Origin of the sequence: Vagococcus allomyrinae, assembly GCF_017829975.1 — a bacterium.
Classification (GTDB): Bacteria; Bacillota; Bacilli; order Lactobacillales; family Vagococcaceae; genus Vagococcus_D; species Vagococcus_D allomyrinae.
This window is the reverse complement of sequence record NZ_JAEEGA010000009.1, coordinates 19709-44694: the sequence shown is the minus strand read 5'-3', so window position 1 is coordinate 44694 and position 24986 is coordinate 19709. Positions and strand designations below refer to the sequence as shown.

26 protein-coding genes and 1 pseudogene are annotated in these 24986 nt (G+C 40.8%); 9 read left to right on the top strand and 18 right to left on the bottom strand.

Going from position 1 to position 24986, the window contains the following annotated elements:
* Nucleotides 1-24: 24 nt before the first annotated feature.
* From I6N95_RS14025 to I6N95_RS14010, 4 genes are all read right to left on the bottom strand, one after another.
* A complete protein-coding gene (locus I6N95_RS14025; RefSeq protein ID WP_209529048.1) occupies nucleotides 25-816 on the bottom strand; it encodes a gluconate 5-dehydrogenase in 792 nt (263 codons plus the stop codon).
* Between the two features lie 17 nt (nucleotides 817-833).
* Nucleotides 834-1670: a 5-dehydro-4-deoxy-D-glucuronate isomerase gene (kduI, locus tag I6N95_RS14020; protein WP_245249526.1), complete on the bottom strand. Its 837-nt coding sequence runs from the start codon at nucleotides 1668-1670 to the stop codon at nucleotides 834-836.
* A gap of 308 nt (nucleotides 1671-1978) precedes the next feature.
* Nucleotides 1979-2788, bottom strand: coding sequence for an IclR family transcriptional regulator (locus I6N95_RS14015; protein ID WP_245249524.1), 810 nt, complete (start codon nucleotides 2786-2788; stop codon nucleotides 1979-1981).
* A 374-nt stretch (nucleotides 2789-3162) separates the two neighbouring features.
* Nucleotides 3163-3471 (bottom strand): hypothetical protein, encoded by a 309-nt coding sequence (locus I6N95_RS14010; protein WP_209529046.1) that lies wholly within the window; start codon nucleotides 3469-3471, stop codon nucleotides 3163-3165.
* A gap of 109 nt (nucleotides 3472-3580) precedes the next feature.
* Between I6N95_RS14010 and I6N95_RS14005 the strand changes: the two genes are divergently transcribed.
* The 3 genes from I6N95_RS14005 (at nucleotide 3581) to I6N95_RS13995 (ending at nucleotide 5553) form a co-directional block, all read left to right on the top strand.
* Nucleotides 3581-3934: a BlaI/MecI/CopY family transcriptional regulator gene (locus I6N95_RS14005; RefSeq protein ID WP_209529044.1), complete on the top strand. Its 354-nt coding sequence runs from the start codon at nucleotides 3581-3583 to the stop codon at nucleotides 3932-3934.
* Between the two features lie 8 nt (nucleotides 3935-3942).
* Nucleotides 3943-5115 carry a M56 family metallopeptidase gene (locus tag I6N95_RS14000; protein ID WP_209529042.1) on the top strand — a complete coding sequence of 391 codons (1173 nt, stop codon included), beginning with the start codon at nucleotides 3943-3945 and terminating at the stop codon, nucleotides 5113-5115.
* Nucleotides 5116-5247: 132 nt separating this feature from the next.
* A complete protein-coding gene (locus I6N95_RS13995) occupies nucleotides 5248-5553 on the top strand; it encodes a hypothetical protein (protein ID WP_209529040.1) in 306 nt (101 codons plus the stop codon).
* Nucleotides 5554-5779: 226 nt separating this feature from the next.
* Here I6N95_RS13995 and I6N95_RS13990 read toward each other — a convergent pair whose 3' ends face one another.
* The 4 genes from I6N95_RS13990 to I6N95_RS13975 form a co-directional block, all read right to left on the bottom strand.
* Entirely contained in the window at nucleotides 5780-6985 is a 1206-nt protein-coding gene (locus I6N95_RS13990; protein WP_209529038.1) for an MFS transporter, read from the bottom strand.
* A gap of 19 nt (nucleotides 6986-7004) precedes the next feature.
* A complete protein-coding gene (locus I6N95_RS13985) occupies nucleotides 7005-7520 on the bottom strand; it encodes a hypothetical protein (RefSeq protein WP_209529037.1) in 516 nt (171 codons plus the stop codon).
* A 70-nt stretch (nucleotides 7521-7590) separates the two neighbouring features.
* Nucleotides 7591-8916 (bottom strand): 6-phospho-alpha-glucosidase, encoded by a 1326-nt coding sequence (locus I6N95_RS13980; RefSeq protein ID WP_209529035.1) that lies wholly within the window; start codon nucleotides 8914-8916, stop codon nucleotides 7591-7593.
* 16 nt (nucleotides 8917-8932) lie between these two features.
* Nucleotides 8933-10513 carry an alpha-glucoside-specific PTS transporter subunit IIBC gene (locus tag I6N95_RS13975; protein WP_209529033.1) on the bottom strand — a complete coding sequence of 527 codons (1581 nt, stop codon included), beginning with the start codon at nucleotides 10511-10513 and terminating at the stop codon, nucleotides 8933-8935.
* Between the two features lie 350 nt (nucleotides 10514-10863).
* Between I6N95_RS13975 and I6N95_RS27720 the strand changes: the two genes are divergently transcribed.
* Complete coding sequence (locus tag I6N95_RS27720) at nucleotides 10864-11640, top strand: MurR/RpiR family transcriptional regulator (protein ID WP_209529031.1); 777 nt, start codon at nucleotides 10864-10866, stop codon at nucleotides 11638-11640.
* 51 nt (nucleotides 11641-11691) lie between these two features.
* Here the strand turns inward: I6N95_RS27720 and I6N95_RS13965 are convergent, their stop codons facing one another.
* From I6N95_RS13965 to I6N95_RS27830, 5 genes and pseudogenes are all read right to left on the bottom strand, one after another.
* Nucleotides 11692-12660, bottom strand: coding sequence for an alpha/beta hydrolase (locus I6N95_RS13965; RefSeq protein ID WP_209529029.1), 969 nt, complete (start codon nucleotides 12658-12660; stop codon nucleotides 11692-11694).
* A 168-nt stretch (nucleotides 12661-12828) separates the two neighbouring features.
* On the bottom strand, nucleotides 12829-13050 hold the full coding sequence (locus tag I6N95_RS13960; RefSeq protein ID WP_209529027.1) for a hypothetical protein: 222 nt from the start codon (nucleotides 13048-13050) through the stop codon (nucleotides 12829-12831).
* Nucleotides 13051-13170: 120 nt separating this feature from the next.
* Complete coding sequence (locus I6N95_RS13955; protein WP_209529025.1) at nucleotides 13171-13383, bottom strand: hypothetical protein; 213 nt, start codon at nucleotides 13381-13383, stop codon at nucleotides 13171-13173.
* A gap of 168 nt (nucleotides 13384-13551) precedes the next feature.
* On the bottom strand, nucleotides 13552-14040 hold the full coding sequence (locus tag I6N95_RS27835; RefSeq protein WP_430727544.1) for a GNAT family N-acetyltransferase: 489 nt from the start codon (nucleotides 14038-14040) through the stop codon (nucleotides 13552-13554).
* Nucleotides 14041-14514 (bottom strand): annotated as a pseudogene (locus I6N95_RS27830) (kinase); the annotation flags it as partial.
* A gap of 150 nt (nucleotides 14515-14664) precedes the next feature.
* Here I6N95_RS27830 and I6N95_RS13940 point away from each other — a divergent pair.
* The 4 genes from I6N95_RS13940 (at nucleotide 14665) to I6N95_RS13925 (ending at nucleotide 17685) form a co-directional block, all read left to right on the top strand.
* A complete protein-coding gene (locus I6N95_RS13940; RefSeq protein WP_209529024.1) occupies nucleotides 14665-15216 on the top strand; it encodes a hypothetical protein in 552 nt (183 codons plus the stop codon).
* Nucleotides 15217-15309: 93 nt separating this feature from the next.
* Complete coding sequence (locus I6N95_RS13935) at nucleotides 15310-15981, top strand: response regulator transcription factor (RefSeq protein ID WP_209529022.1); 672 nt, start codon at nucleotides 15310-15312, stop codon at nucleotides 15979-15981.
* Nucleotides 15978-17042, top strand: a complete 1065-nt coding sequence (locus I6N95_RS13930; protein ID WP_209529020.1) for a HAMP domain-containing sensor histidine kinase — start codon at nucleotides 15978-15980, stop codon at nucleotides 17040-17042. Before I6N95_RS13935 ends, I6N95_RS13930 begins: the two co-directional genes overlap by 4 nt.
* 130 nt (nucleotides 17043-17172) lie before the next feature.
* On the top strand, nucleotides 17173-17685 hold the full coding sequence (locus I6N95_RS13925) for a hypothetical protein (protein ID WP_209529018.1): 513 nt from the start codon (nucleotides 17173-17175) through the stop codon (nucleotides 17683-17685).
* A gap of 12 nt (nucleotides 17686-17697) precedes the next feature.
* Here the strand turns inward: I6N95_RS13925 and I6N95_RS13920 are convergent, their stop codons facing one another.
* Nucleotides 17698-18855, bottom strand: coding sequence for a glycerate kinase family protein (locus tag I6N95_RS13920; protein WP_209529016.1), 1158 nt, complete (start codon nucleotides 18853-18855; stop codon nucleotides 17698-17700).
* A gap of 258 nt (nucleotides 18856-19113) precedes the next feature.
* Between I6N95_RS13920 and I6N95_RS13915 the strand changes: the two genes are divergently transcribed.
* The gene (locus I6N95_RS13915) at nucleotides 19114-19854 is read left to right on the top strand and encodes a MurR/RpiR family transcriptional regulator (protein WP_209529014.1); all 741 of its coding nucleotides are present in this window, start codon (nucleotides 19114-19116) and stop codon (nucleotides 19852-19854) included.
* A 39-nt stretch (nucleotides 19855-19893) separates the two neighbouring features.
* On the opposite strand, the gene I6N95_RS13910 is transcribed toward I6N95_RS13915, so the two are convergent.
* The 4 genes from I6N95_RS13910 to I6N95_RS13895 all read right to left on the bottom strand — a co-directional run bounded on the left by I6N95_RS13910 (nucleotide 19894) and on the right by I6N95_RS13895 (nucleotide 24970).
* Nucleotides 19894-21216, bottom strand: coding sequence for a 6-phospho-alpha-glucosidase (locus tag I6N95_RS13910; RefSeq protein WP_209529012.1), 1323 nt, complete (start codon nucleotides 21214-21216; stop codon nucleotides 19894-19896).
* Entirely contained in the window at nucleotides 21203-22786 is a 1584-nt protein-coding gene (locus I6N95_RS13905; RefSeq protein WP_209529011.1) for a PTS transporter subunit EIIC, read from the bottom strand. Before I6N95_RS13905 ends, I6N95_RS13910 begins: the two co-directional genes overlap by 14 nt.
* Nucleotides 22787-23235: 449 nt before the next feature.
* Complete coding sequence (locus I6N95_RS13900; protein WP_209529009.1) at nucleotides 23236-24093, bottom strand: S66 family peptidase; 858 nt, start codon at nucleotides 24091-24093, stop codon at nucleotides 23236-23238.
* Nucleotides 24094-24376: 283 nt separating this feature from the next.
* Nucleotides 24377-24970, bottom strand: a complete 594-nt coding sequence (locus I6N95_RS13895; RefSeq protein ID WP_209529007.1) for a DJ-1/PfpI family protein — start codon at nucleotides 24968-24970, stop codon at nucleotides 24377-24379.
* Nucleotides 24971-24986 lie beyond the last annotated feature (16 nt).

The following is a 24986-nucleotide window of genomic DNA, read 5'->3' as shown; positions in this document are numbered from 1 at the left end:
TTTTAGTTATTCACTGTCAACCTTTTAAGGTTGTTTGCCAATTGACGCGAGAATTCCACCATCAACATATAAAATATGCCCGTTAACAAAATTAGAGGCATCTGAAGCTAGGAAAACAGCTGGACCTTGTAAATCAGTCACAGTTCCCCAACGAGCCGCCGGTGTTTTATCAATGATAAAATTATTAAAAGGATGACCTTCCACCCGTAATGGCGCTGTTTGTGGCGTCTCAATATAACCAGGTCCAATGCCGTTACATTGAATGTTATGACCGCCAAATTCAGCACAAATATTTTTCGTCAACATCTTCAATCCGCCTTTTGCAGAGGCATAGGCGCTGACCGTTTCACGGCCTAATTCACTCATCATTGAACAGATATTAATAATCTTCCCATGACCTTTTTCAATCATTGACGGTAAAACAGCTTTAGCTACAATAAATTGCCCTGTTAAATTCACATCAATAACCTGGCGATAGTCTTCCGCTGACATTTCTAACATGGGAATCCGTTTGATAATCCCTGCATTGTTGACTAAAATATCAATCACGCCGACTTCTTTTTCAATTTGTTTAACCATCGCTTGGACACCAGGTTCATCTGTCACATCGCAAACATACCCATAAGCCTCAATCCCTGCTTCCTGATAGGCAGCCAATCCTTGGGCCACTGACTCGTCATTAATACTATTAAAAACAATTTTAGCTCCTGCCGCCGCAAGGGATGACGCAATCCCAAAGCCAATCCCGTAAACAGCTCCTGTAACCAACGCAACTTTACCTTCTAAATGAAAGGCATCCATCTTAAATTCTGTCATTGTAGCATCTCCTTTTTCTATTTCAGTTGATCCATGGCAACCATGTCCATGTCTGTATACGTAATATTTTCACCACACATCGCCCAAATAAAGGTATAATCTGCAGTTGCCACGCCAGTATGAATGGACCAACTTGGTGAAATGACCGCTTGCTCATTAGCAACCACTAAGTGTTTGGTCTCATCTGGTTTGCCCATAAAGTGGAAGACCCGTGTGTCTGGATCCATGTCAAAGTAAAGATACGTTTCCATCCGGCGCTCATGAGTATGACAAGGCATCGTGTTCCACGAAGAACCTTCAGCTAAAATCGTGTACCCCATTTGCAACTGACAGCTCTCACAAACATTCGGATGGACGTATTGATAAATCTTGCGCTCATTCAATGTTTTCGGTTCCCCTGTTTCCATTGGCGTAATGGCGTCGATACTAATTTTGACGTTTGGGTAAACCTTGTGAGCAGGGACAGATACACAATAAAATTTTGCCGGGTTAGACGCGTCATCCGATTTGAATAGCACTTGTTTCGTTTCTTTCCCGATGTAATACCCGTCTTGCTTTTTCATCTCTTCTTCTTGGCCATCAATTGAAATACTACCAGGTCCGCCGATGTTAATCACACCTAACTCACGGCGCTCCAAGAAATAATCCACCCCTAACTCTTTCGTTAGAATAATTTCCAAAGTAGACGTTGTCGGCGTCACCCCACCAAAGATCATCCGATCATTGTGAGTGTACGTTAACAACACTTCGCCTGGTACAAATAATTCTTCCACTAAAAATTCCTCGCGCAATTGTTCCGTAGAATGATGTCTAATCGCCTCAGGATTCGTTGCGTATCTTGTTTCCATTTTCATGTAGTATCGTCTCCTTCAATTTAATTAACTCATTTTGTCATCAACTTCAACCACAAAATAAGAAGATTCTCTTTTACTTAAATTTCCTATAAAGAAACTTAAATTTCTTTTAAAGAAATACAACTACAGTATAGCGCTTATTATAAAATAATTCAAGGGCTTTCATTCAATTAATTCAGAAGAATTCTCATTAGCGAAATCTGACTAAGGGCATAAAAAAAACACTGATCCTTCCCAAGCGGGGCAATCAGTGTCTTATCAGCTTAAAGCAAATCAGCTATTTCCTAATCATTTCTCAGCTACGTCTTTTATCCTTCTGCGATCTCTTTCTCAATCCCGGCTTTAGTCGCCTTAATTAACTGTATCAACTCTGCTTTTTTCGCTTCTGTTACCCTAAACTTAGGCATGCTAACGCTAAAAGCACCGTACTGATTATCCTCTAATCTAATGGTTGCCCCGATACAAAAACAATCTTGTTCCATTTCCTCATCATCAAAAGCCACACCTAGCCCTTTTACTTTGTCAATATCGGCTCTTAATGCCATCGTATTGGTCATCGTATTAGCTGTGAACGGAACCAATTCAGTTTTCGCTAAATAATCGACTAGTTCCTTTTCAGTAAAGGTCGCTAAAATCGCTTTCCCCATGGCAGAACTATAAAGCGGACGAGTGCTCCCTACTTTAGATGTCATATAAATCGATTGTTTTTTTGGTTCTAGTTTATTCAAGTACATCACTTCATTGCCACTGTATATGCCTAAATGAATGGTTTCATCCACTAACTCATGAAGCTCCTCCAATAAAGGGGTGGCAACTTTCACTAACACCGAGTCATTGATATATTTATTCGCGTAACGAACCAAAGAAGGGCCTAATGAATATTCTTTGCTGCCTTTATCACGTGTGACATACCCAATCATCAACAACGTATCCAATATTTTTAATGTGGTTGACGTCGTCATCCCAGTGGCGCTAGCAATATCTTTAAGGCACTCTGTTGCCGTTGATTCTGCTAAAAAATCCATGATCTTTGACGCTCGAACTAAAACCGTTCCGTAAGGCTTTTTTTCTTTTTCCATTTTCATCACCTTTTCTTTATAGGAAACTATCTCTACCATATAAGAAACCCCTTAAAAAGTAAAGAAAAAATCATCACGCTGGAACAACCTTTATGAAAAAAATGAGTTACACCTATCCCCCCGTCAGTCGATCTTGTCTTAATCCTCTACAAAAGTTTTCCGCAGCAAATTAACATAACGCTCTCTCCACTAAAAAATAACTACTTCCTTCATAAGAAAATAGCGATAAACAATGAGTTTACCTTAAGAAACGTTGACTACTACACTAGTCACATGGTAGTATTAGAATAACGAGGGAGCTAGGAGGCATAAGTCAATTCCCCATTCACTTATGCAATCACTTGCATCATGCGGTCATAGTTGATTCCCCATACTTCTATCTCTCCTCAATTTATCAGACACATAAAAATCCATCAAAAATCTAAACGATTTCGATGGATTTTTCCCATATAGGTTGCAATGTAGAGCCCTTCTTTTTCAACAGTTAGTTTGACTTCCAACCAACCTGATAGTACGCCGTTATCATATAAATACAAATCTGATGGTTCCGATTCCGATGTCCGAACAATTTGAATCCAACGTTCACCATCGTCTTTGACCACACTTGGCTCTATCGTCTCTTGATTTTCCTGTTTCCCTCTATTTAAGAATAATATTGCCACGACACTTATTAGCAATACACTGGAAAAGATCAACATCACTCTCAATTTTTTCCGTTTCAATTCATCTCTCCTAGCTAGCCCTTGATTATAGATCTTTCTACGTGTAGAATAGCATTGACGCTATTATTAGTCAACGTTATCGAATCATATAAACCTGGAGGTTATCCTAATGAAATTATCAAACTCTGAGTTAAATATTATGGATGTTTTGTGGGACCATGGCGCAATGACTGCCGGCGATATTGCCCGCATTTTGGCTGAAAAAATTGGCTGGAACCGCAATACCACCTATACTGTTATAAAGAAAGCCATGGCCAAGGGGGCTGTTGAACGCTCCAATCCCAATTTTCTCTGTACGCCTTTAGTCACCAGAGACCAAGTCGCCGACGAACGCACTCAAGCATTAGTTCATGACATGTACGATGGCTCTTACGATCGTTTTTTAGCGGCCTTAGCCAAAAATGAAAACCTAACTGCCAAAAGTGTTAAGCAATTACTTAACTTTATTGAAGAAAATAAGTAGGAATGCCCATGGCCATTATCTACGAATACCTTATCAAATACTGCTTACTCCTAGTCTTTATTGTGTTGATCAAACTGTTATTTAAAAAGAAAATGCCCAGTAGCCTTTATAAATTATTATGGCTAATTTGCATGGTTCGTCTAACCATCCCTTTAGGAGTGACAATCAACATTCTCCATCCCGAAACTACCACCATCCCATTAAGCGATGCGGTGATTCAAGCTAACAGTCAGTCACATTTAAATACCTCGGCAATCATTATTATTCTGTACTTAATTGGTGCAGCCGTAACCTTGATGAAATTCTTTTTTGATTACCGAAAAGTTGACTTTATCGCTAAATCTAGCTTACCTCTCACCGGTGGTCTTGAAAAAGGCTGGACTGACTCCTTAGGCATTAATAAAAAAACCGAAATTCGTTATTCTGATGAACTGCTGCAACCTTTTGCTTATGGGGTTTTTAAACCGAAAATCATCTTGCCTCAGTCGCTGTTGACCGATATTGATTCTGTCAGCATGGACTATATCATCACCCATGAGATGACTCATATCAAACAGCAGGACGTCTTAATTAAACGCTGGAGCACCATACTTTGTGCCCTTCACTGGTTTAATCCTTTAGTCTGGTTACTGGACCACCTATTATCAGAAGATATTGAAAAAGCCTGTGATGAAGTGGTGATTCAACACTTCGGCTTGTCAAAACGCCAAGAATACGCGGAACTGCTTTTGTTGAATGCCATCAAAGGAATCGATGGGAATGGCCAGGCGAGTCTAGTCTCATCACCTGTCGCAGATCGAATTAAAAGCATTATGAAATTGAATAAACCACAACAGGCAATAGGCGTGTATCTGGTAACGATTGGCACAGCCTTACTGTTCTTAATTTCTCTATTAGGGTATAGTCAAGAAGTGGTGGGTGATGTCGTAAAAGAACAACCTATTGTCGAAGATATCAGCGAAGCAGAGCCTGTCACAGGAGAAGTCATTGACATTATCGGCGAGCCAACTGAGGAGCCCGTGGTAGTTGAAGAAGCCGTCAGTGAAACGGAAACCAACTTCCCGACCCTTAAGTCAGAAGATGAAATTGGCCAACTGTCTGCTGAACAGACAAAACAGTACTTAGAAGACTATAGTCAGAACTTAACAACCTACCTAGAAGAACTTGATGAAAACGAATAAAAAAACTGAGTGTTGCTTGGTTATCATCACTCGCACTTAACAGATCAAACACCTTCCGGTAGGCGCATTTTTTTCTTAATGTTATCACCATTATTGTGAACATTTACAAAATAATAATAGAGGTGTTACTTTATGAAGAAAAAAATCAGCACGTGGTTAGTCATTCTATTAGCGATATTCCTTTTCCCAACACAACTCTTCGCTGCCGAAGCCGAACAGCCTGATGATCCAGGTGTGGTTATTGAAGTACTTTCTACGCCACATGCCTTTCAATCTGTACCTTTTGCCGCTAAAGGCGAATACGTTAATATTAAGGTCAAATTTACCGGTACACCACCAGCAACTTATTTTTATACCCGTGGAAGTAAATCTGGCACCTTAAAACGTTATCAAACTGTTGATAAAAACACGGCTCTTTATGATGGTTATATCAATTAATTATTGATCGTCTAAAACATAAATTAACCTTGTAAGCATCAGGATATTGATAAATGGTTGCTGCCAGTGGCAACCGCCCGACTGAGAGAATGGATTCCCGAGAGTGTGAAGCAGGCCTTACTGACATTTATTCAGGAAAGATTAACTAATTAAGCATCCTATACTAGTTAAATAGACTTAACCAAAAACCAGCCATTCACAAAACGAATGACTGGTTTTTCATTAGTTAATCGTAACGTTCCCCCATCCTTCTTAAAAGAATTAACAAACCAATGGCGATTAACGGAATACTCGCAATCCCAAATAACGTAAAGGTAATTCCCTGCCATTGAACCAAAAAGCCAGCAACAACCGGACTTACCATTGATCCTAAGCCTATAAAAATACTCAAAGCCAACATCTGCCCCGTGGCTTTCATGTGTTCACTAGACAACTCGTAAATCAACACTTTTGATGACACCATCAATAGCGGGGTGGTCAACATTTGCATGCCGCTAATCACAATGATTTGCTGAACTGTTGAAGCAGTAGCATAAAGAATAAATTGAATAAATAGAGCTGTTCCACAAACTGTCAATAAATGGTAGCCGTTGACTTTTTGAAGTAACCTACCGCCAATTAAATAAGCTGGAATTTCAAACAAAGATTGGATCGACCACTTATAACCAATTTCCAAGGTGCTAGCCTTTAATTCCAACATCTTGTCTATGACCGTAACATTGTTGCATATAATAACAAAATACAAAAGAAATAAAATCAACACTAACAAACTGTAACGCTTATCTTTTAGTAGTAACACGACATCAGATAATGTCAGTTCTGTCTGTCGTTTTTTTTCTGAAATTGCAATACTGTCTTCGATAAGTGTCCCAACAGCTACCGCAATGGCGATCAGTAACACAATACTGAAGCCTAAGCCGCGATATCCCACATTCAAAACAACGAACGAGACACTCAGACTACCAAAAGCCCAACCGACGGAACCAAAGGCTTTTAAAAACGACAAAGACTTGCGAACTGCCAATGGCGATTGCAATACCCAGGTATCCAACAAGCCAGTTGCCGTGTTCAACACCCCGCCACTAATAGCGATTAATACCATGTGCCACCAAAAATGCTGCTGATTGAGATTAAAGAATAAGAGGCTGGCCACTGCGTAAATTAATAGGACGATGGCTAAAACCTTTTTCACTGTTTGATACTTATCCGACAGGAACCCTAATACTAATTGAAATACCAACGTCGTCACAGCATAAGATGCTAGCAAAAGCCCCCGGGCAAACGTATCATAGCCTAGACTAGATAAAAAGGGGGTGAACTGCGTGGAAGCAAATGAAAATGCCAGATAGGCAACCAAATAAAGCCCTATGTATAATTGCTTTTGCCGTGTAGCCTCACTGCTGATGTTTGCTGAGACTGTTTTATCCGCCATACTCAACGCCCTTTCACTTTTAAGATAAGACTGCTGTCATCAATGCCAAGAGACCTGAAACCAACAGTAAACAGCTGGCTAGCACCAGTAAAACTTTTTGTTGGCTAGCAAAAACGTCAGGAATGTTAATTCGTAGCATTTCCCGCTGAAACAATTGACGGCTAACCATTAAGACAACTGCTGTAACTACCAGATTTAAACTGAGTAATTGGCTCACCAATGTCAGCAATAAGACGACTTTAACCAGACTACTTTCTTGCGGTTTATTCACTAACTGTCCTAACAATCGAAATAGTAAGGACACAAAATAATAAGACGCGTAGGTCATAAATTGGATGGTATATCTAGGATTACTGACTAAGAGATGAAAAAAATCCTGCTCACTTAGGACTGCCATTAAATAATGGTACAGTAAAAATAAAGTTGGTAAGCTAAAGAAAAATAATTCTGCTAGCTTCATTATTCGCTGATTATCACGCTTTTTTGTCAGCCATTGTCCCAAGCTATGCAATTTATTGCCGATGATGATTGCCATGCTTATCCCTCCCTTTGCATTAACAAGAGGGCGACAAAATCGCCCTCTGCCTCTGTCTCTAAGAATATTGTTAACTTAACACTGGCCAAAATTCCTGATTAGCCACAATTAAGTCATCTAAAATATCCTTCGCAACTTGCGCACTTGGTACAACTTTACTCATGGTAATCGCTTGCCAGAGCTTTTGGTAAGATCCTTCCACCCAAGCATCCACTACCAATTTTTCAGAGGCCACTTGTTGTTCCATCAATCCTTTTTGGAAGGTGGGAATCTTTCCAACACTCATGGGTTCATAACCATCCTTCCCAACAATACATGGGATTTCAACCATGGCATCGCTAGAAAAGTTTTCAATGGCTCCCTTATTTTCAGTAATCAAGAGCATCCGCTCTTTCGTGTTGTATGCCAAAGCCCGAGCCAGGTCAACAATAAAGACGGCGTGTTCACTAGAGGCAATCGTCGTATCCTTGGCAGAACCGTTGGCGACAATCCGCGCGCATTCGTTAAAGACATTTTTTTCCCGACCATCGATGATCTCGTTGGCTCTTGTGTAGTCTTTATTGGCATGGGCTACCGTTTCATCTGCCATTAAATAGTATTTTAAATAAGTGTTTGATAAGAAATCGGGTTCGATTTCCAGCAATTGCTTACCTGCACGCATGGCTTCCAACCAGCTTTCTTCCTTATGTTGACCAGCTGGCGTATTTTCTGCGTACCCGTATTTGGCCACATGGGCTTTAATTTCAGGCATTAAGTCATTGCCTTCTTTATCTTTAATACTGGTCCACCAACCAAAATGATTTAAACCAAAATATTGAACGTCCATCTCCTTGCGAGACTTTTTATTGATAACCCGTGCCATGATTTCTTCTAAACAAATTGGCATATCACAAATATTGATAATTTTTGAATCAGGTTTTAAACGACGGGTTGCTTCAGCCACAATCGCCGCTGGATTAGAATAGTTTAACAACCAAGCCTCTGGAGAATATTTTTCCATATAGTCTGCCAATTGAATAATTGGGCCAATCGAACGCATGCCATAAGCGATGCCTCCAGGACCACAGGTTTCTTGACCGACAACCCCATGCTTGAAAGGTATTTTCTCATCTTGTTCGCGCATGGCATATTTTCCAACACGCAATTGCGCCATCACAAAATCAACATCCGTGAAAGCTTCCTCTGGATCTGTCGTATACAAAAACTCTATCTCAGGGGCTCGTTCTTTGATGATGATCTCGCAAGCTTCTGCTACCTTTTGTTGGCGTTCCTCATCGTTGTCATACATTTTAATTTTTCTAACAGGAAACTTATCCAAATATTCCAGCATCATTACGACGATTCCTGCCGTATAAGTACTACCGCCACCTGCAATTAAAATTGATTTTTTTTCCATGTTTATTCATCCTCTTCTATAATAAATTTTCAAACTCATCTCTAACACTTGGTACTGATAACCCAACAATGATTTGAATCGCTTGACCATTTTTCACTAATCCTTGAGCGCCTCGCAACCTAAAATCCCCATCACTGCCCACTAGGCTACCATCTTTAACAGTTAAACGCAGTCGCGTGGCACAATTGGTGACATCCACAATATTATCCTTGCCACCACAGATTTCAAGAAAATCATGAGCTTTTTTGGCATCTCCCTTTAAAGACTTACTACTTTCTGTTGGACTTTCGGCCTCTTTTAATGCTTGATATTCTTTTTTAGAGTACAACTTCATTTCTTGATCTTCGGCCTCTCTACCAGGTGTCGGCAAATTCAATTTCAAGATAAGGAAAGTAAAAACAAGATACCAAATTCCGATAAAAATAATACCAATGATAATTTGCGTAATATACGTGGACGAATGGTATTTCCATAAAGGAAGCCAGTTAATCGCAAACCAATTAATCAAACCACCGCCAAAGTTCCCCACGACCCCAAAAGCAAAACTTACTGTTGAGATGGTCGCGGAAAGGATAGCATGAACCACGAACAAGACCGGCGCCATAAATAAGAAAGTAAACTCCAATGGCTCGGTAATTCCCGCCATAATAGCCGTTAAAGCAACAGGTATCATCAACCCTAAAACGGCTTTTCGTTTCTCAGGTTTAGCGGTGCGATAAAAGGCCAGGACAATCCCGACAGACCCAAAAACTTTTGACATACCAGACAGTGAAAAACCAATTGGAAACATTTCTTTTAAGCTTTTTGAGGTTGTTTGGAAATCCGTTAAATGTTCTGAAAAGTATGCCGCTGTTCCACCAGGAACGACAATACTGTCATAAGCAAATGGAGAATAAATAAAATGATGCAAACCAGTTGGAATCAAGATCTTTTCCAAAAATGAATAGACCCAAATTCCCACATTACCAGATGAGATAAAGAAATCTTGCATATTTAAGATGACCCCTTGAAACTTCGGCCAAATAAAGGCAAAGAGTAACGCCACTGGCAACATCACGAAAAAGCCAATGATCACGACAAAGGAACTTCCTCTAAAGACTCCTAACATTTCTGGTAAGGCGGTATCAAAATAACGATTGTGTAAAAAAACCACAATGCCAGAGATAATCAACGCGCCAATCATCCCCGTATCCAAGGTTTTAACGCCTGCTATCATGGCCAAACCACTAGTACTGCCAACTTCAGCCGACATATCGACGCCAAAATTAGCGCCCCAATAATTTAAGATTGCCGAAACAAAATAATTAAACGTCAGATAGATTACCAATGCTTCTAAACAAGCACGGGCGCTTTGTTTTTTAGCCAACCCTATTGGCAGTCCAATCACAAATAGTAATGGGATTTGTCTAAAGACTGCCCAAGCTCCTTCTGACACCACATCCCAACACTTGTACCAGTTACCATCTGGATTTGCCAGACTTCCCATGATCTCTTGATTTTTAAATAAAATAGCGAATCCAACCACAATCCCTGCAAAAGAAAATAATAAAGCTGGGGCTAACATAGCACCACCAAACTGCTGAACTTTTTTCATCATCTGTACATCCCTCTTCTCAATTTCTTTTTTTCAATTAACATTCTGTCCTTTCTTTTTCATTTAACGTCGCTAACGTTTATGTAATTGCTCTCAGTTTATCAAATGCTCACAGTAACACAAGAGGTTTTCCCAAAAGTGAATCCAATGGACAGCTCTTGTTTCTTTGCACAAAAAGCGGACATTTTCACACCTTTATTACCTTTATAATTGCTCCCCTCATTTAACTCACTTCGTTATAGTCTTAAGAAACCTTGTGACGAATAAAAAAAACATGCTATAATCCTGATATAGACAGAAAAAAGCCCTCAAAAATGAGAGCGCTACCTCAATAAGAAAGATGTGGACTCAACGTGAAATTAGACGCTTTAATCAATGAATACTACGATAAATTAAACGAAAATGACCGTTACATTTGGAAGATGATCAATACTAATAAACAGAGTTGTGCCAAGATGACCGTCAATGAATTAGCTGATTTTTGCAACGTTTCTCGAACAACCATTTTGCGTTTCGCACGAAAGATTGGCTTAGAGGGATTTAGTGAGCTAAAAATATTTTTAAAATGGGAAACTCAAGGCCCGACAAAAGCCCAGGAAAACGTAACGGAGATTATCTCTGAGGGCTATATTCACGCCATTAACGAATTGCAGAAAAAAGACTTTTCCGCTATTTGTCAGCTCATGCATCAAAGCAAGCGACTATTTATTTTTGGTTCAGGCGATATTCAAAACCAGGCAGCAAAACACCTTAAGCAAAATTTCCTTTCTTGTGGCGACTGCGTTTATGATTTGGATACCAATCAGATTCACGATGAATTTTTTAAGATCGTAACAGCTGAAGATGTGGTGATTCTGCTGTCCCTCGATGGCGAATCGACTCACGTAGTTAATGCCGCAAAACAGTTGACCTTTTTAGGCGTCAAAGTCATTTCTATTTCCAAACTTAAAAATAGCACTTTAGCGCGGATATCTACTGAAAACATCTACTTTACCACATCGATTGTTAATCTCGCTAACTTGTCAGGGAAAACTTACGAATCAACAGCTATGCTTTTTGTCATTGTTGAATTATTATTTGTTAAGTATAATTTGTTCAAAAACGCTTTAGGCAAAGATCCCCTCCCATAAACCACAAACAAACAAGACATGCTCGCGATTATCCAACGAGCATGCCTTGTTTTAGTCCCTTTGTTTTGCAAAATAAGCGTCGGTGGCTTCTTTAAAGGCCCTCATCATGTTGTCCAACGCTCTTTGACTAACGGCAGCCTTGCGACCGATAATGTCAAATCCGTGGAAACAACCTTCATAGACATCAACCTGAGCTTCAATCCCTGCTTCTTGCAATTGCTTAATGTAAATCATCGTTTCATCATAAAAAGGTTCGACCGTTCCGATAAATGTATAAGCCGGTGGCAAACCATGATAATTCGTTTCACGGGAAGGCGCCGCATAAACGGGCACTTCCTGACTGCCTGTTAACTCGCCTAAATACATCGCCCAAGCGACGCGGTTGCTTCGTTCATTCCAAATAGGCGCATCGTTTTCCACCATCGACGCCGTCGTCATCCGATCATCAATCATCGGGTACATGGGCAACTGAAAAGCCACATTGACCTCCCCCTGATCGCGAGCATAGAGAACGGTGGCAATCGTCAAACCACCCCCGGCACTGTCACCACCAACAAAAAGCTGATCACTGCGGATCCCTAATTCATCGGCATGTTCCTTCAACCAAAGTAAGGCAGCATAGCCGTCTTCTAAAGCTGCGGGATAAGGAGCTTCAGTGGATAAGGTATAATCAGGTGCCACGATAACGCAGTTGCTGGTGGCAATCATTTTTTCATAATACGCTAAATCCATCTCTGGCACCCCAGTCGCATACCCACCACCGTGAAACCACAAAACACCCGTGGCATTCTTTTTTGGGCTATGGGATTGATACAAGCAAAGACGCAACTTTTGACCATCGTTTTTTATCATCATGCGTTCTTGACAGTCAATCACAGCACTGGTTTTGCCTTGCATCACTTTTCGAACCAGTTTGGCAGTTGTTTGAAAGTTTTTTTCAGTTTTAAAATTAAACACTTTCCGAATGACGGTTCCTTTTAGTCGCAATTCAGGGTGCAACATCCCTCTTGTCACTTTCATTTAACTGCTCCTATTCCTGGCAAATCGAGAAAAGACAAAAAGAAGTCCCTCTACTAATAACTAGCTAAGTTCCTTCTTTTAGTTTATATAGCTCTTATTAACGTACTGTTTGTTATGTAAGTAATCAAGTAGAACTATATGGTCTGCTGATTTTACTGGATGTCTATTCTAAATTCGTTCTTTAATTTTAAACTCTTCTCCTGTTTGTTTAGGCAATTGATCATCAAAACTAAACAAAAGATGTTCCTGATTATTTTCATCCAAGACAATCACAAGATTTTCTTTGCCACGCTGTTTTGACTGCTCAACTTGAACGGTCCGGTATAAATCTTTAGGATCCTTTTTTGAAGCCAATGCATTTCCTCGATTAAAGAACACTGATTCTTCCATTTTTACCGCCTCCTTGTTTAAAAAGCATGCCTTAACATCAACACATCTGTTACTACTCCCTTTATTATAGCGCAATAATAGCTTGAGAGCTACTATTGACCACTTTCTAAAAAAATGATCTTAAACTATTGGCTCCGTGACTTCCTTTGCCTTTAAAAAAGCGACTTCCCCACACTTATCACAAATAGCCACATTGATGGCAATCGTTATTTCTGGAGATAAAGCTTTCTTTTCATCACAACCAAACAACACATAGTTCTCCCCATGCTCATGTCGACTTAACGCCACCTCTTGATTACCACAACGCAAACACATAATTTTTGCTTCCTCCATTGGACACCCCTATCCCTTTTTATCACGCGTTCTCTATTTTAACAAAATGGATCGTTAAATGAAAGAATAAAGATCACAAAGTTTCAATTTGATACCGCCCTCTCCCTCTTTCTTCTCAGGTTTCCCGGTATCACTTTGAAACTATTTGTGAAAATCATTCAGATAACCTCACTCACACAATTGGTAAATCAGTTCGCCTTCAACTGTCTCGAGATAAGTAAAGCCCAATTTAGTCAAGAGACCAATCGACGCCTGATTTCCGGTCAAAACCCCAGCCTTAACCGTATAATGATGACTTTTAGCCCAGCCAATCAGTTCCCTCACCACTTCATAAGCGTAACCTTGTCGCCCAAACTCAGGTGCAATGGTATACCCCAACCAGAGGACTTGTTTTTCCAACTTCAGAAAAACATCGCCGATTAATTGATCGGTCAACAAGCTGACGATGGCCAATTGCTTGCCTTCAAAAAGCGTCCCATCTGTCAGCAAAGTTTCCTTATAAGTCGCCTCTGTCAGCCCTTTAAACCCTTGGTACAGCATCCACTTCTGATTGTTGCGATAGGCTATAAATGACGTGATATCCCTTTCTTCAAATGAACGGACGATACAGCGTGCTGTCTGTAGGACTATCCCTTCACCTCTTTGAGGTAAAACCATCATTATTTCCTTCAAAAGCTCCGCTTCTGTCACGTTTGGACCAATTCTTTGCTCATTTGCCACCTCTAAAAAATCCTCAGTCAACCACCAAGTATTCAACTCCTTTTCACCAAATTCCGTCGCTTTAGCTTTGGTTTGATGGCGCTTTAAAGTTTCTGCAAATGGTAAATCAAAATAATAGACAAGGGCCTGATCAAATTCTTCAATTAGTCCCTTCAACATTTGACCGTACCAGTCTCTGCGTAAAATCCCCTCTATGATCACATAGGAGACCCGTCCATTGCCATAACGAGCAAGCTGTTCAATCCACTCAATAGCTGGACAAGTAGGTCCATCTTTAACTGACAGCATGTCTCGCCGGATAGTATCTTGAGAGATCAATAAGACGCCATCTCCTAACTTCTCTTGTAGTTGCTTGGCAGTGGTCGTTTTCCCGCTTCCTGAATTTCCTCTTACAATAATTAAGGTTGTCAATTTGCTCATTTCGTCCTCCTGTTTCCAAGTTTCTTTCTTTTAATATAACATCTGCTCCCTTATTAACACAATTCAAACAATTTATAAGTAATTTAGCAACATTTTTCCTTTATGCTGTCATTGTTAACTAATTACTTGGAGGTAATATCCATGGCTCACTTACATACTGTTTATGTCTTACTGACCCGCTATGAGGATTTTTTCTCGCATGTTTTGCAACACCTAACAAATAGTCAATTCACTCATGCGTCAATCTGTTTTGATGACGATCTCAATGACTTCTATAGTTTCCGACTAGAAAAAGGGTTCTGTCAAGAACATCCTACGTTAATGAATTCTCCCAAAAAAGTAATGGCTATCTGCGAATTGTACAGCGTACAGGTCTCAGACGAAAATTACCAACGCATGAAGCGTTACAGTAAAAAATTTGCTCACGGCGATCACACTGCCTATAGTTCTGCTAGTTTAATTGCTGGCTTAATAGGACTGCCTTTTCATTCATTGACTGGTTGCTTTTGTTCGCAATTTGTCGCTGAAACGCTCAACAAAGCGACCACTGTGCTTCTTAGCAAGCCCGCCAGTCGCTACTTCCCACAAGATTTCACCCAAGAAGCAGACTTAACATTGTGTTTTAGAGGAACCCTTGGCGAATTAGCCTCCTCTTTAGGCCATTCCTCTGACATATCATTAAGTTATGCATAACGACTCAATTAAATCCATTTCTCGCAATAACCTGTGTATTTCACTTTTTTTACCGTATAATAAGTGTAACAACTAGTTAAAGGAGTGGAAATCTTGAGTAACATTCTAATTGTTGAAGATGACGACAAATTAAGGGATATTATCAGTGATTTTTTACTAAATAATGGCCATAAAGTTAGCCCTTGCAGCCATGCTAACGAGGCTTATGAAAAGATGTATAACCATTCGTTTGATCTGATCATCTCGGATATTATGATGCCTGAGATCGACGGCTTTGAGTTTGCCCAGAGCGTTCGCAAGGTTGATGCCCACATTCCAATTTTATTTATGACAGCACGAGATGATTTTTCGGCCAAACAGCGTGGCTTTAATATTGGCATTGACGATTATATGGTCAAACCCTTAAATATGGCGGAATTATCATTGCGCATAACGGCTTTATTGCGCCGCGCCAACATCGCGACGGCAGGATCACTGACAATTGGCGAACTCGTTTTGAATCAACAGGCTTTAACCGCCACCTTAAAGGGAGAAGATGTTCCTGTTACCTTACGCGAATTTAATTTGCTGTACAAATTGTTAAGTTACCCTAACCAGACATTTTCTCGTGGCCAACTGATGGATGATTTTTGGGGGATTGACAGTCAAACCAGTTTGCGAGCCGTTGATGTCTATATGACGAGACTGCGAGATAAATTTTCAACTGCCACCGCATTTAAAATTGTCACAGTTTATGGCTTAGGTTATAAGGCGGTGTTGGTATGAAAAAAGAACCCTTTGATATTAACGTTCGCTATTTTTCTTGGTGGGGTTACGCCGCCTCGTTCCTTTTATTAGGCGCTCTTGGTGCTTTCCCGGGAATCATCTACGGCATAACCGCAACCGACAAGCTGGACATCCTTAAAGAAAGCCAACCATATCTATTCTGGTACCTGTTATACTGGGCACTTATTGCGGCTATCTTTACATTTATAACCACCATTCAAAAGCGACGTGCTTTTGATGAACCTATGAGACGGCTAGGTCAGGCGACGAAACAAGTCGCTAATGGTGATTTTTCAATCCATTTGGCACCGATTCATCACTCAACAAAATTAACTCACGTCGATGTGATGTTTCAGGATTTTAATAAAATGGTAGAGGAACTAGGCTCTTTAGAAACCCTAAAAACAGATTTTGTTGCCAACGTTTCCCATGAACTTAAAACCCCGTTAGCAATAATCCAAAACTACGCAACAGCGCTCAAAGAACCTTTATCCCCTGAGAAACAACAGGCCTATACGAGGACCATCATTACGGCCACCAATAACCTCAGTCATTTAGTGACGAATATCTTAAGCCTAAACAAGTTGGAAAATCAGGAAATCCAGCTAGCAACAGAGCCTTACAATGTTTGCCGACAGTTAACAGACTCCTTGTTGAGCTTCGAACCACTATTTAATGAAAAAAGGATGACCATTCAAGCTAATATAGAAGAACGAGTAAACATACAAGCCGATCCCGCCATGGTCGAAATTATTTGGCGAAACATCTTGGCAAATGCCTTAAAATTTACGCCAGTCGCTGGCACCATTACCTTATCTCAAACATCTGATCATGACTCACTAACTGTTACCATTAGTGATAACGGCTGTGGCATGGACGATTACACCCTAAACCATCTTTTTGATAAATTTTATCAGGGAGATCACTCTCACAATAGCCAAGGAAACGGCTTAGGCCTTGCCTTGGTTATAAAAGTCATTGAATTACTGGAAGGAAGAATTGAGGTTACCAGTCAATTAGGGCGTGGGACGACGGTTATCATTACCCTAAAAACTTGTTGAAATCGCTCAAAAGGATTAGCTTTTTAACATTTTGGCAACATTTATTAAACGATTTGCCAACATTCTCCTTGTAATATAAAGGAATCAACAAGGGGAAACCTTGAAAGACTGACTAACTGGAGTGAGACACGTGGAAAAAAATAAATTTATCGGCTACGACTATACGGACATAACCATTAATGAGCAAGTAGCAGGAATCTATCTGGACAACTACCTTCATTTTGGCTGGCAACTAGACAGTCACTCGGCAACGCTTCAACCTAATACCGTCACCTTAACATTCAAACGAGACCGCAAAATTGACCACCAGGCTGAACTAAACCGTCTGCAACGGAAATTTGATGGGATTGTGGCAGAAATCATCTCGCTTAAACACGCTAAACGACTGATTCCCGCCACCGTCGCTTATCTTTTCGGCGTGATCGGGACTGCTTTGATGGCAGGAGCGGTCTTTGCCATCCTCGGTCATCAGATCCCCTTAATGGTCAGCTTAGCTATTCCTGGCACTCTCGGTTGGATCATGCCTTACTTTCTTTACCGAAGTTTAACAATTAAACGAACCAAACAGTTATCGCCCATCGTTGACGAAAAATTTGAAGATATCTACGCCGTAACCAAAGATGCCAAGCTACTTTTAGTTTAAGTTTCTCTTGTCTCAGCTATCGACTGAGGCAAAAGAGGCTTGCAGTAGTTTAATGCTTTGACTGGCAACTGTCTCCAGTCCCTGCTCCGTTTTCTCTTTAGTCAACGCTTCAGCTAAAGAGCATGGTTCTAATTGAATTGAAAAAGCCGCTGTTAATTGCCCTTCTAACTGACCTAAAGACTGATCCCGTCGTCCAGCTAATGCGATCACAGGAATGCCATAGCGATTGCCGATTTCTGCGATGCCAGCTGGGACTTTCCCAGCAGCTGACTGACCATCTAAGCTGCCTTCCCCCGTATAAATCGCGCTAGTTCCTTTAAGACGTTCCGCCAAGTTAAGCACCTCTGACATCAGCTCAAATCCCGAAATCATCTTCGCACCGAGCAAACAGAAGGCACCACCAAGTCCACCAGCCGCCCCACTTCCAGAAACTTTTTGTAAGTCGATATCGTAAGTCTCGATACCATAAGCCGCAACTTTCAATAATTGCTCGTTCAACCACTGACATTGACTAGCACTTGCCCCTTTCTGGGGACCAAAAACAAAAGCAGCCCCTGCCTCTCCGCCATAAACATTGGTCACATCGTTGGCTATTTCCAATTGAATGCCAGATTGTCGACAAAACTCAAGGGCTGGCTCGATGTCCAAACTGGCAATCATTCTGAGAGGATTGGTCAAGCCAATCAGCTTCTTTTGTTCATCAAAAAGCTCAGCTCCCAATGATTGCAACAGACCTAAGCCACCATCCGTCGTGCCACTTCCTCCTAAAGTGACAATCACTCTTTTGACACCTTTACCAGCGGCATCTTTAATGACTTGCCCCAGCCCATAACTACTACTTTGATCAACGGTAGACTCACTAGGCTGAATAAAATGCAACCCAATTATTCTGGCACTTTCAATGACAGCAGTTTTTTCTCCTTGAATCAAACTAATTAGATAGTCGACTTCCACAGGTTCAAACATCAGGTTAACCGTTTTTAGCCTTTGCCACGTTCCCCCACAGTGCCCATAAATCGCCTCTAAGCTACCTTCTCCCCCATCTGAAACCTGACAAAGTTCAATCTGGGCCTTTGGCAAAACTCGCTTAATCCCGCGCTCCACAGCCAACCCAGCAGCTAAACTTGTCACGCTTCCTTTAAAAGAATCCATCGCTATACCAATTTTCATTTCTGCTCCTACTTTCCTTGTTTATTACTTACTGATTAATGAAAAAGCAGCTTTTTTTCACTCAGTGACTCTTCAGATAAATTTGAAACTCCGAAAAAAATCAGCTATGATAAACCTATATCCCTCGTCATGCTGTTACCGGAAATAAAGCGATCGTTTCTGTCAAATAATCTCTAGCTGGGGCCAGGAAACTCGGCTAGTTTAATCAACACGACCGCAACTGAACATCATCACATTTGCTACTTTAGGAGGCTCTTTATGTATTTTTACGAATTGCTTAAAAAGAACCGTCATCAACTTAACTCAACAGAGGAAGATGTCTTACAATCCTTGTTAAATCAGGCAGACGTCATCAAATCATTAACCATCCGTGAGATTGCCACCCAAAATTATACTGTCCCCAATACCGTTACCCGCCTTTGTCAAAAATTAGGGTTTAAAGGGTTTTCTGATTTTAGAGAGGCCTTGTATTTGACGACTCATGAAAAGGAGAACGTCATCACGTTGACGACTTTAGATGAACAAATTGTGCGAACAAAACAACTGATCAACCAAGACGTGATTGACAAAATCATCACGCAGATCCACCAAGCCCACCGCATTGTCTTTTTTGCTGTTGGTCTCTCACGCTTCCCGGCTGAAGAACTTCATGAGCGCCTGAAAATTTTAGGCATAAACAGCCACACCTTTATCGATCCTCATGTGATGAAACACAATGCAAAATTGTTAACAAAAAACGACTTAGCCATAGCCCTTAGCGTCAGCGGTACGACCGAAACTGTTTTATCGGCCACGACGATTGCCTCGGTCAAAGGGGCAACCACTCTCAGCATCACTGGTTTCTCCACTAATCCAATCGCCGCACTAACTGATTACCAGCTTTACGGCATGATTTCGCCGGCTTCGATTGAAGGAATTGATACCGCTGACCGCTTTAGTCTACATTATCTCACAAATTTACTCTTTACCGAGTATTTAGCTGCTTATTATCAACAATAAAAATCGGCCTAACTCCTTCTTGAGCAGGCCGATTTTTCCTTAAGTTAATTCTGGCCAATAGGCTCGATTGGCTTCGATCAATGCATCTAATACTTTGCGCGCCTTTTTCCCATCAACAACCGTCCGATTTAAGGTCAACGCCTGTAGAGCTTTCGTGTAAGATCCTTCACGATATGCTTCAACAGTCAATTTTTCAAAAGCGTGTTGCCCTTCAATCAGCCCTTTATAGAAGGTCTCAATTTGACCAACGGCGTACGGCATAGGCCCATTAATTCCCAGTGACGCCGCCACTTCAATCATCACATCATTGGGCAAATTAGCGACAATGCCATTATTAGGCACGATCACAATATAGGTTTGACGAAGATTGTTGGCAATCGATGCTGCCACTTCGACAATCATGTCCCCATGGGCATCATTATGAACCACGTGGGAATCTTTGGCCGTTCCTTTGGCCACAATATCACGACACTCGCCAAAAACATTTTTTTCACGTCCTGCCATCACTTCATTCGCCCGCGTATAGTCAGGATTTGAATGGCTTACCTTATACTCTGGATATAAATAATACTGTAAATAAGTGTTAGGCAGATACTCAGGAAAATCAAGCAACATGTCCTCAACCATGGCATAGGTGTCCAACCAAGACTGATCACGCTGTTCTGCATCAACTGGACGAAACCCTCCGTTTAAAATGGTGTCCTTAATTTGTGGGGCTAAGTCTTGACCATTTTCATCGTAGATATGAGTAAACCAGCCAAAATGATTCAATCCAAAATAGGTCGGCTCAAATTTCGTATAATCCGCCTCGATCAATCGCCCGTAAGATCGCAATAAATTAACAGGCTGGTCACAAATATTTAAAATTCGTTGATCATCAGGAAAATAGCTATCGAGAGCTAGTGCCACAATTGCCGCAGGATTGGTGTAATTCAAAATCCACGCCTCAGGGCTTAAGCGGCGAACCTCTTTAACCATCTCAACCATATCACGAATCGAACGCATCCCATAAGCAAATCCGCCTGGCCCACATGTTTCTTGACCTAAAACCCCAAAGCTTAAAGGGATCTTTTCATCTTGCTCACGCATGGGATAGCCACCAGTTCGCATTTGACAAAAAACAAAATCAACATCACGATAGGCAACTTCTTTATCAGTCGTATAGCGAAAATCAACTTCTGGGGCTTCCTCCTGAAATAAAATTTTCCCAAACTCGCCAATTACCTCTTGCCGTTGACCATCTGTGTCATACAGTGTCACGCGATTTAAACCAAAGCTGGTTAAATGAGTGGTTAAGGCCTTTAAAATTCCCGGTGTCCAGGTTGACCCGCCACCTACTAATACAATATTATTTTTCTTCAATTTGAGCTGCTCCTTTAACTTTTAATGCGATTCCCTCTACTTGAGGCCCATAAATCACTTGAATATTCGTGTCATTTAATTTGACAATTCCCGCTGCCCCTGTGGCTTTTAAGGCACCTTCATCAACAGGGTCTGTTGAGACTAACACCAGTCGCAAGCGGGTAAAACAATTTTCGATTTCTTTGATATTAGCCTTACCACCAAGCGCCTCAACAATTGTTTGGCCAAGGTTGCCCCCGTCCTGAATGACAACTGATTCCCCTTCCACCTCTTCTCGTCCAGGAGTTTTAACATTATGCTTTAAAATAACTTTTTTAAAGACAAAATAATAAGCAAAGGCATAAACGATTCCCACTAGAACAGCTAAAAACCATCTAGTGTCCACTCCTCTTAAAATACCAAAGACCGTCAGATCAATTGCCCCTCCTTGAACATTTCCGATGGAGACATGGAAAAGGTCCATCAACATAAATGACAAGCCTGACATTAAGGCGTGAAAAATGAAGAGGAAAGGCGAGACAAAGATAAACGCAAACTCAATCGGTTCCGTAATTCCCGTCGTAAAACTAGCCAAGGCAGCCGCATAGAGCAAGCCTTTCACTCGATTTTTCTCACCAGGTTTTGCAGTTTTAAACATGGCATAACAGGCCGCAGGTAAACCGAAGACCATAAAAGGGATTTTCCCTTGAGCCAAAAAGCGAGTGGCCTCTTGCATCACCGTTAGATCTGGATTTGGTTGAGCCAGCAAGGTATTAAAAATAGTTAGGGCCCCAACGGTTTGCTCGCCATCAATCAGTGCGACACCACCGATTGGCGTAAAACGAACTAGTTGATTTAAAATATGATGCAACCCTGTCGGCACTAACAAGCGCTCGATAAAACCGAAAAGAAACGTACCAGCTACTCCAGCGCCAGCAATGATTGAGCCAATCCCTTCAATTCCTTTGCCTAAAACCGGCCAGATCGCGTACATTAACAGGCCTAAAAAGGGAATGGTCACTGTGGTAATAATCGGGACAAACCGTTTACCGCCAAAGAAACTAATGGCCATCGGTAATTCTATCCCATAAAAACGATTGTGAACTGTGGCCACCCATAAGCCGACTAAAATCCCGCCAAAAACATTCATTCTCAAGGTGAAGAAGCCTAATACTGATTCATAGGCCGAAGCAATTTGAGTCGCTTCTAATTGGCTTGAGCCAGCCTCCACTAGGGCATCAACAGAAGTGGTTAAGGCGTTAATACCATTAAGATTTAAAATATAGCTAATCGTCACATGGAATAAAATAAAACCGATAACCGCAGCAAAGGCGGCGGTTGCCTTCTCAGCTTTTGCTAAGCCAATGGCGACTGAGATGGCAAAGAGAATCGGTAAATTGCCAAACAGAGCTGCCACGATCGCTCTAATAAAACCAATCACATTTTGAACGTGTCCTAATGACACAAAGCCTTCTCCTACGATTAGTGGGTTTTGCAAAACTGATGCCAGACCTAAAAATATCCCGGCAGCCGCAATAATCGATATTGGCATCATCAACGATTTCCCTAATTTTTGTAAAAATTCTTTCATTTATTGTCCCCTCCTTTATTCGTAATTTCAGTATATGAATAACAGCAAACGATTACAATACTTCGCTTAAAGCTTGACTCAAGAAACACTGAATGTATTTTGTACACAAAAGAAAAACGCTGTACACAAACTAGCTTTCACCGAAGACGCTGTTAGTTAAAACTATAGGCTATTGCAAGGGATGACTTTCAGACAACTCCTTGTATATTAGATTTAAAGGTTTTATTCTTCCAAAATTAAAGGGAACCTCTAAGAACCTATGTTTTATAAATTAATATTAACTCACGTAATTTGAGATAATATTGCTAATGGATTGAGAGGTTGGATCGCTCACTCCTTGAGTCGTTAACCTCGTCATCGATCAATTAAAACGAACCGAATAAAGAAAAACACGACTGAACGTTTCAGTCGTGTTTTTCTTTACATCTCAACTAACAAGAGGATTGTCCTTAACTAGTAAGCTCGATTTTATCGCCAATTACAAGACAACGTGAGTGTGAACCATGGCCGACATCCGACGTTTTTGCTACAGGCAAATCGGGATTGGCGATCACTTGAGACAATAACTCACTGATCGTCATTTCTTCATCACTTACTTCCAATTCAGTAAAACTACCTAATAAAATACCACTAATCTGATCAAACACCGCCATTTGTCGTAATTGCGTTAAATAAGTCGTTAGTTGAGGAATACCACCACCATTACTTTCTAAAAACAACACTTTATTTCGACAATCAGGAAAATACGGGGTCCCTGCTAACTTCAAAAAACAACGAATATTTCCACCAATTAACGGACCACTAATACTCTTTCCTTGCATAAATTGCCAATGACTCTTGAATAGACTGTCATCATCGTTGAAGATACTTTTAATAAAACGAGCTTTTTGCTGCCCTGTTTGATCCCAGAGAATCGTTCGTAATTGAAATAAATATGTCATAACACCGGTTTGTTGGTTGATTCCATTTAAAAGTGTAGTCAAATCACTATAGCCGAAAAAAGGCTTTGAGTAATTTTTTATCAACTCATAATCTAAATAAGGCAGGACTTGATTAGCAATATCGCCACCAGAAATATCGAAAATAGCCTTAATCGACTCGTCGGCAAAAAAAGCATTCATCACCATGCCTCGATCCTCGGCAGTCCCACTGAAGATCCCTTTATTTTGAAACAAAAACGGACTACAAACAGGTGTCAATCCCATCTCAATAAGTTCCTTTATTAACATCGCCACTTCTTTTTCACGGTCCAATGACAATCCATTAGAATTGACAACTAACCCAATTTTATCTCCACGTTTTAACATTTAACCGCTCCTAGCTTTTCAATTTATCACGTTGCTTTACCACCATATATTGTCAATTCTGGATAATGACTATGTACTGATAGATCAAGAATCGGCATTGCTTGCCAATTAGCTTTCGACAATCACCAAGGAAAGTCAGGCTTCATAAGCTCCTTGTTTTCCCAAACTTCAAAAACATAAACGGCGTTTGGCTCCTCTTCATTCATGCCGACAATTTACCGTACTGACAATACTTTTCCATGGTGACACTCCTTTTTCTTATAGGTCCGTTGTCCGCTAATTATTATTCAGTGATTGCGAAGGGATCTACGTCTGGATCTTCATGCCAGTTGTATTCAATTTCTCTTGCTACTTGCTTGGCCAATTGCTGATCATGTCGATCTGCAATAAACCCTAAAACCATGTCCATTCCAGCTGAAACGCCAGAAGATGTATAAATGTTACGACTGACCACCCATCTCGCCTGCTCAACCCATTTGACATTTTGATTGACCGATTTCACCCAGCTAAACGCCAGTTTATTCGTTGTTGCTCGTTGATTATTTAGTAATCCTGTTTTGGCTAATAGCGCGGCTCCTGTACAAACTGTCAATACATACTCTGCCTCAATCGACAATTGCTTTAATTGGCTAAGATACTGGTCATTATCAACCAGTCTTCTTGTTCCCTTCCCTCCAGGAATTAATAGAATCCCTCTTGGATCTATTGTCAAAAAGGGAGTAGTCTGTAATTGGACACCTTGAGCGCTGGTTATTAGTCCGCCATTTTCCGAAAAACAAGTCACTTGATAATCAGCTAACCGACTAAAAATTTCAATTGGTCCTGTTGCATCCAATAATTCAAATTCAGAAAATAAGATCACATTTACTTTTTTCATACACACCGTCCTTGCT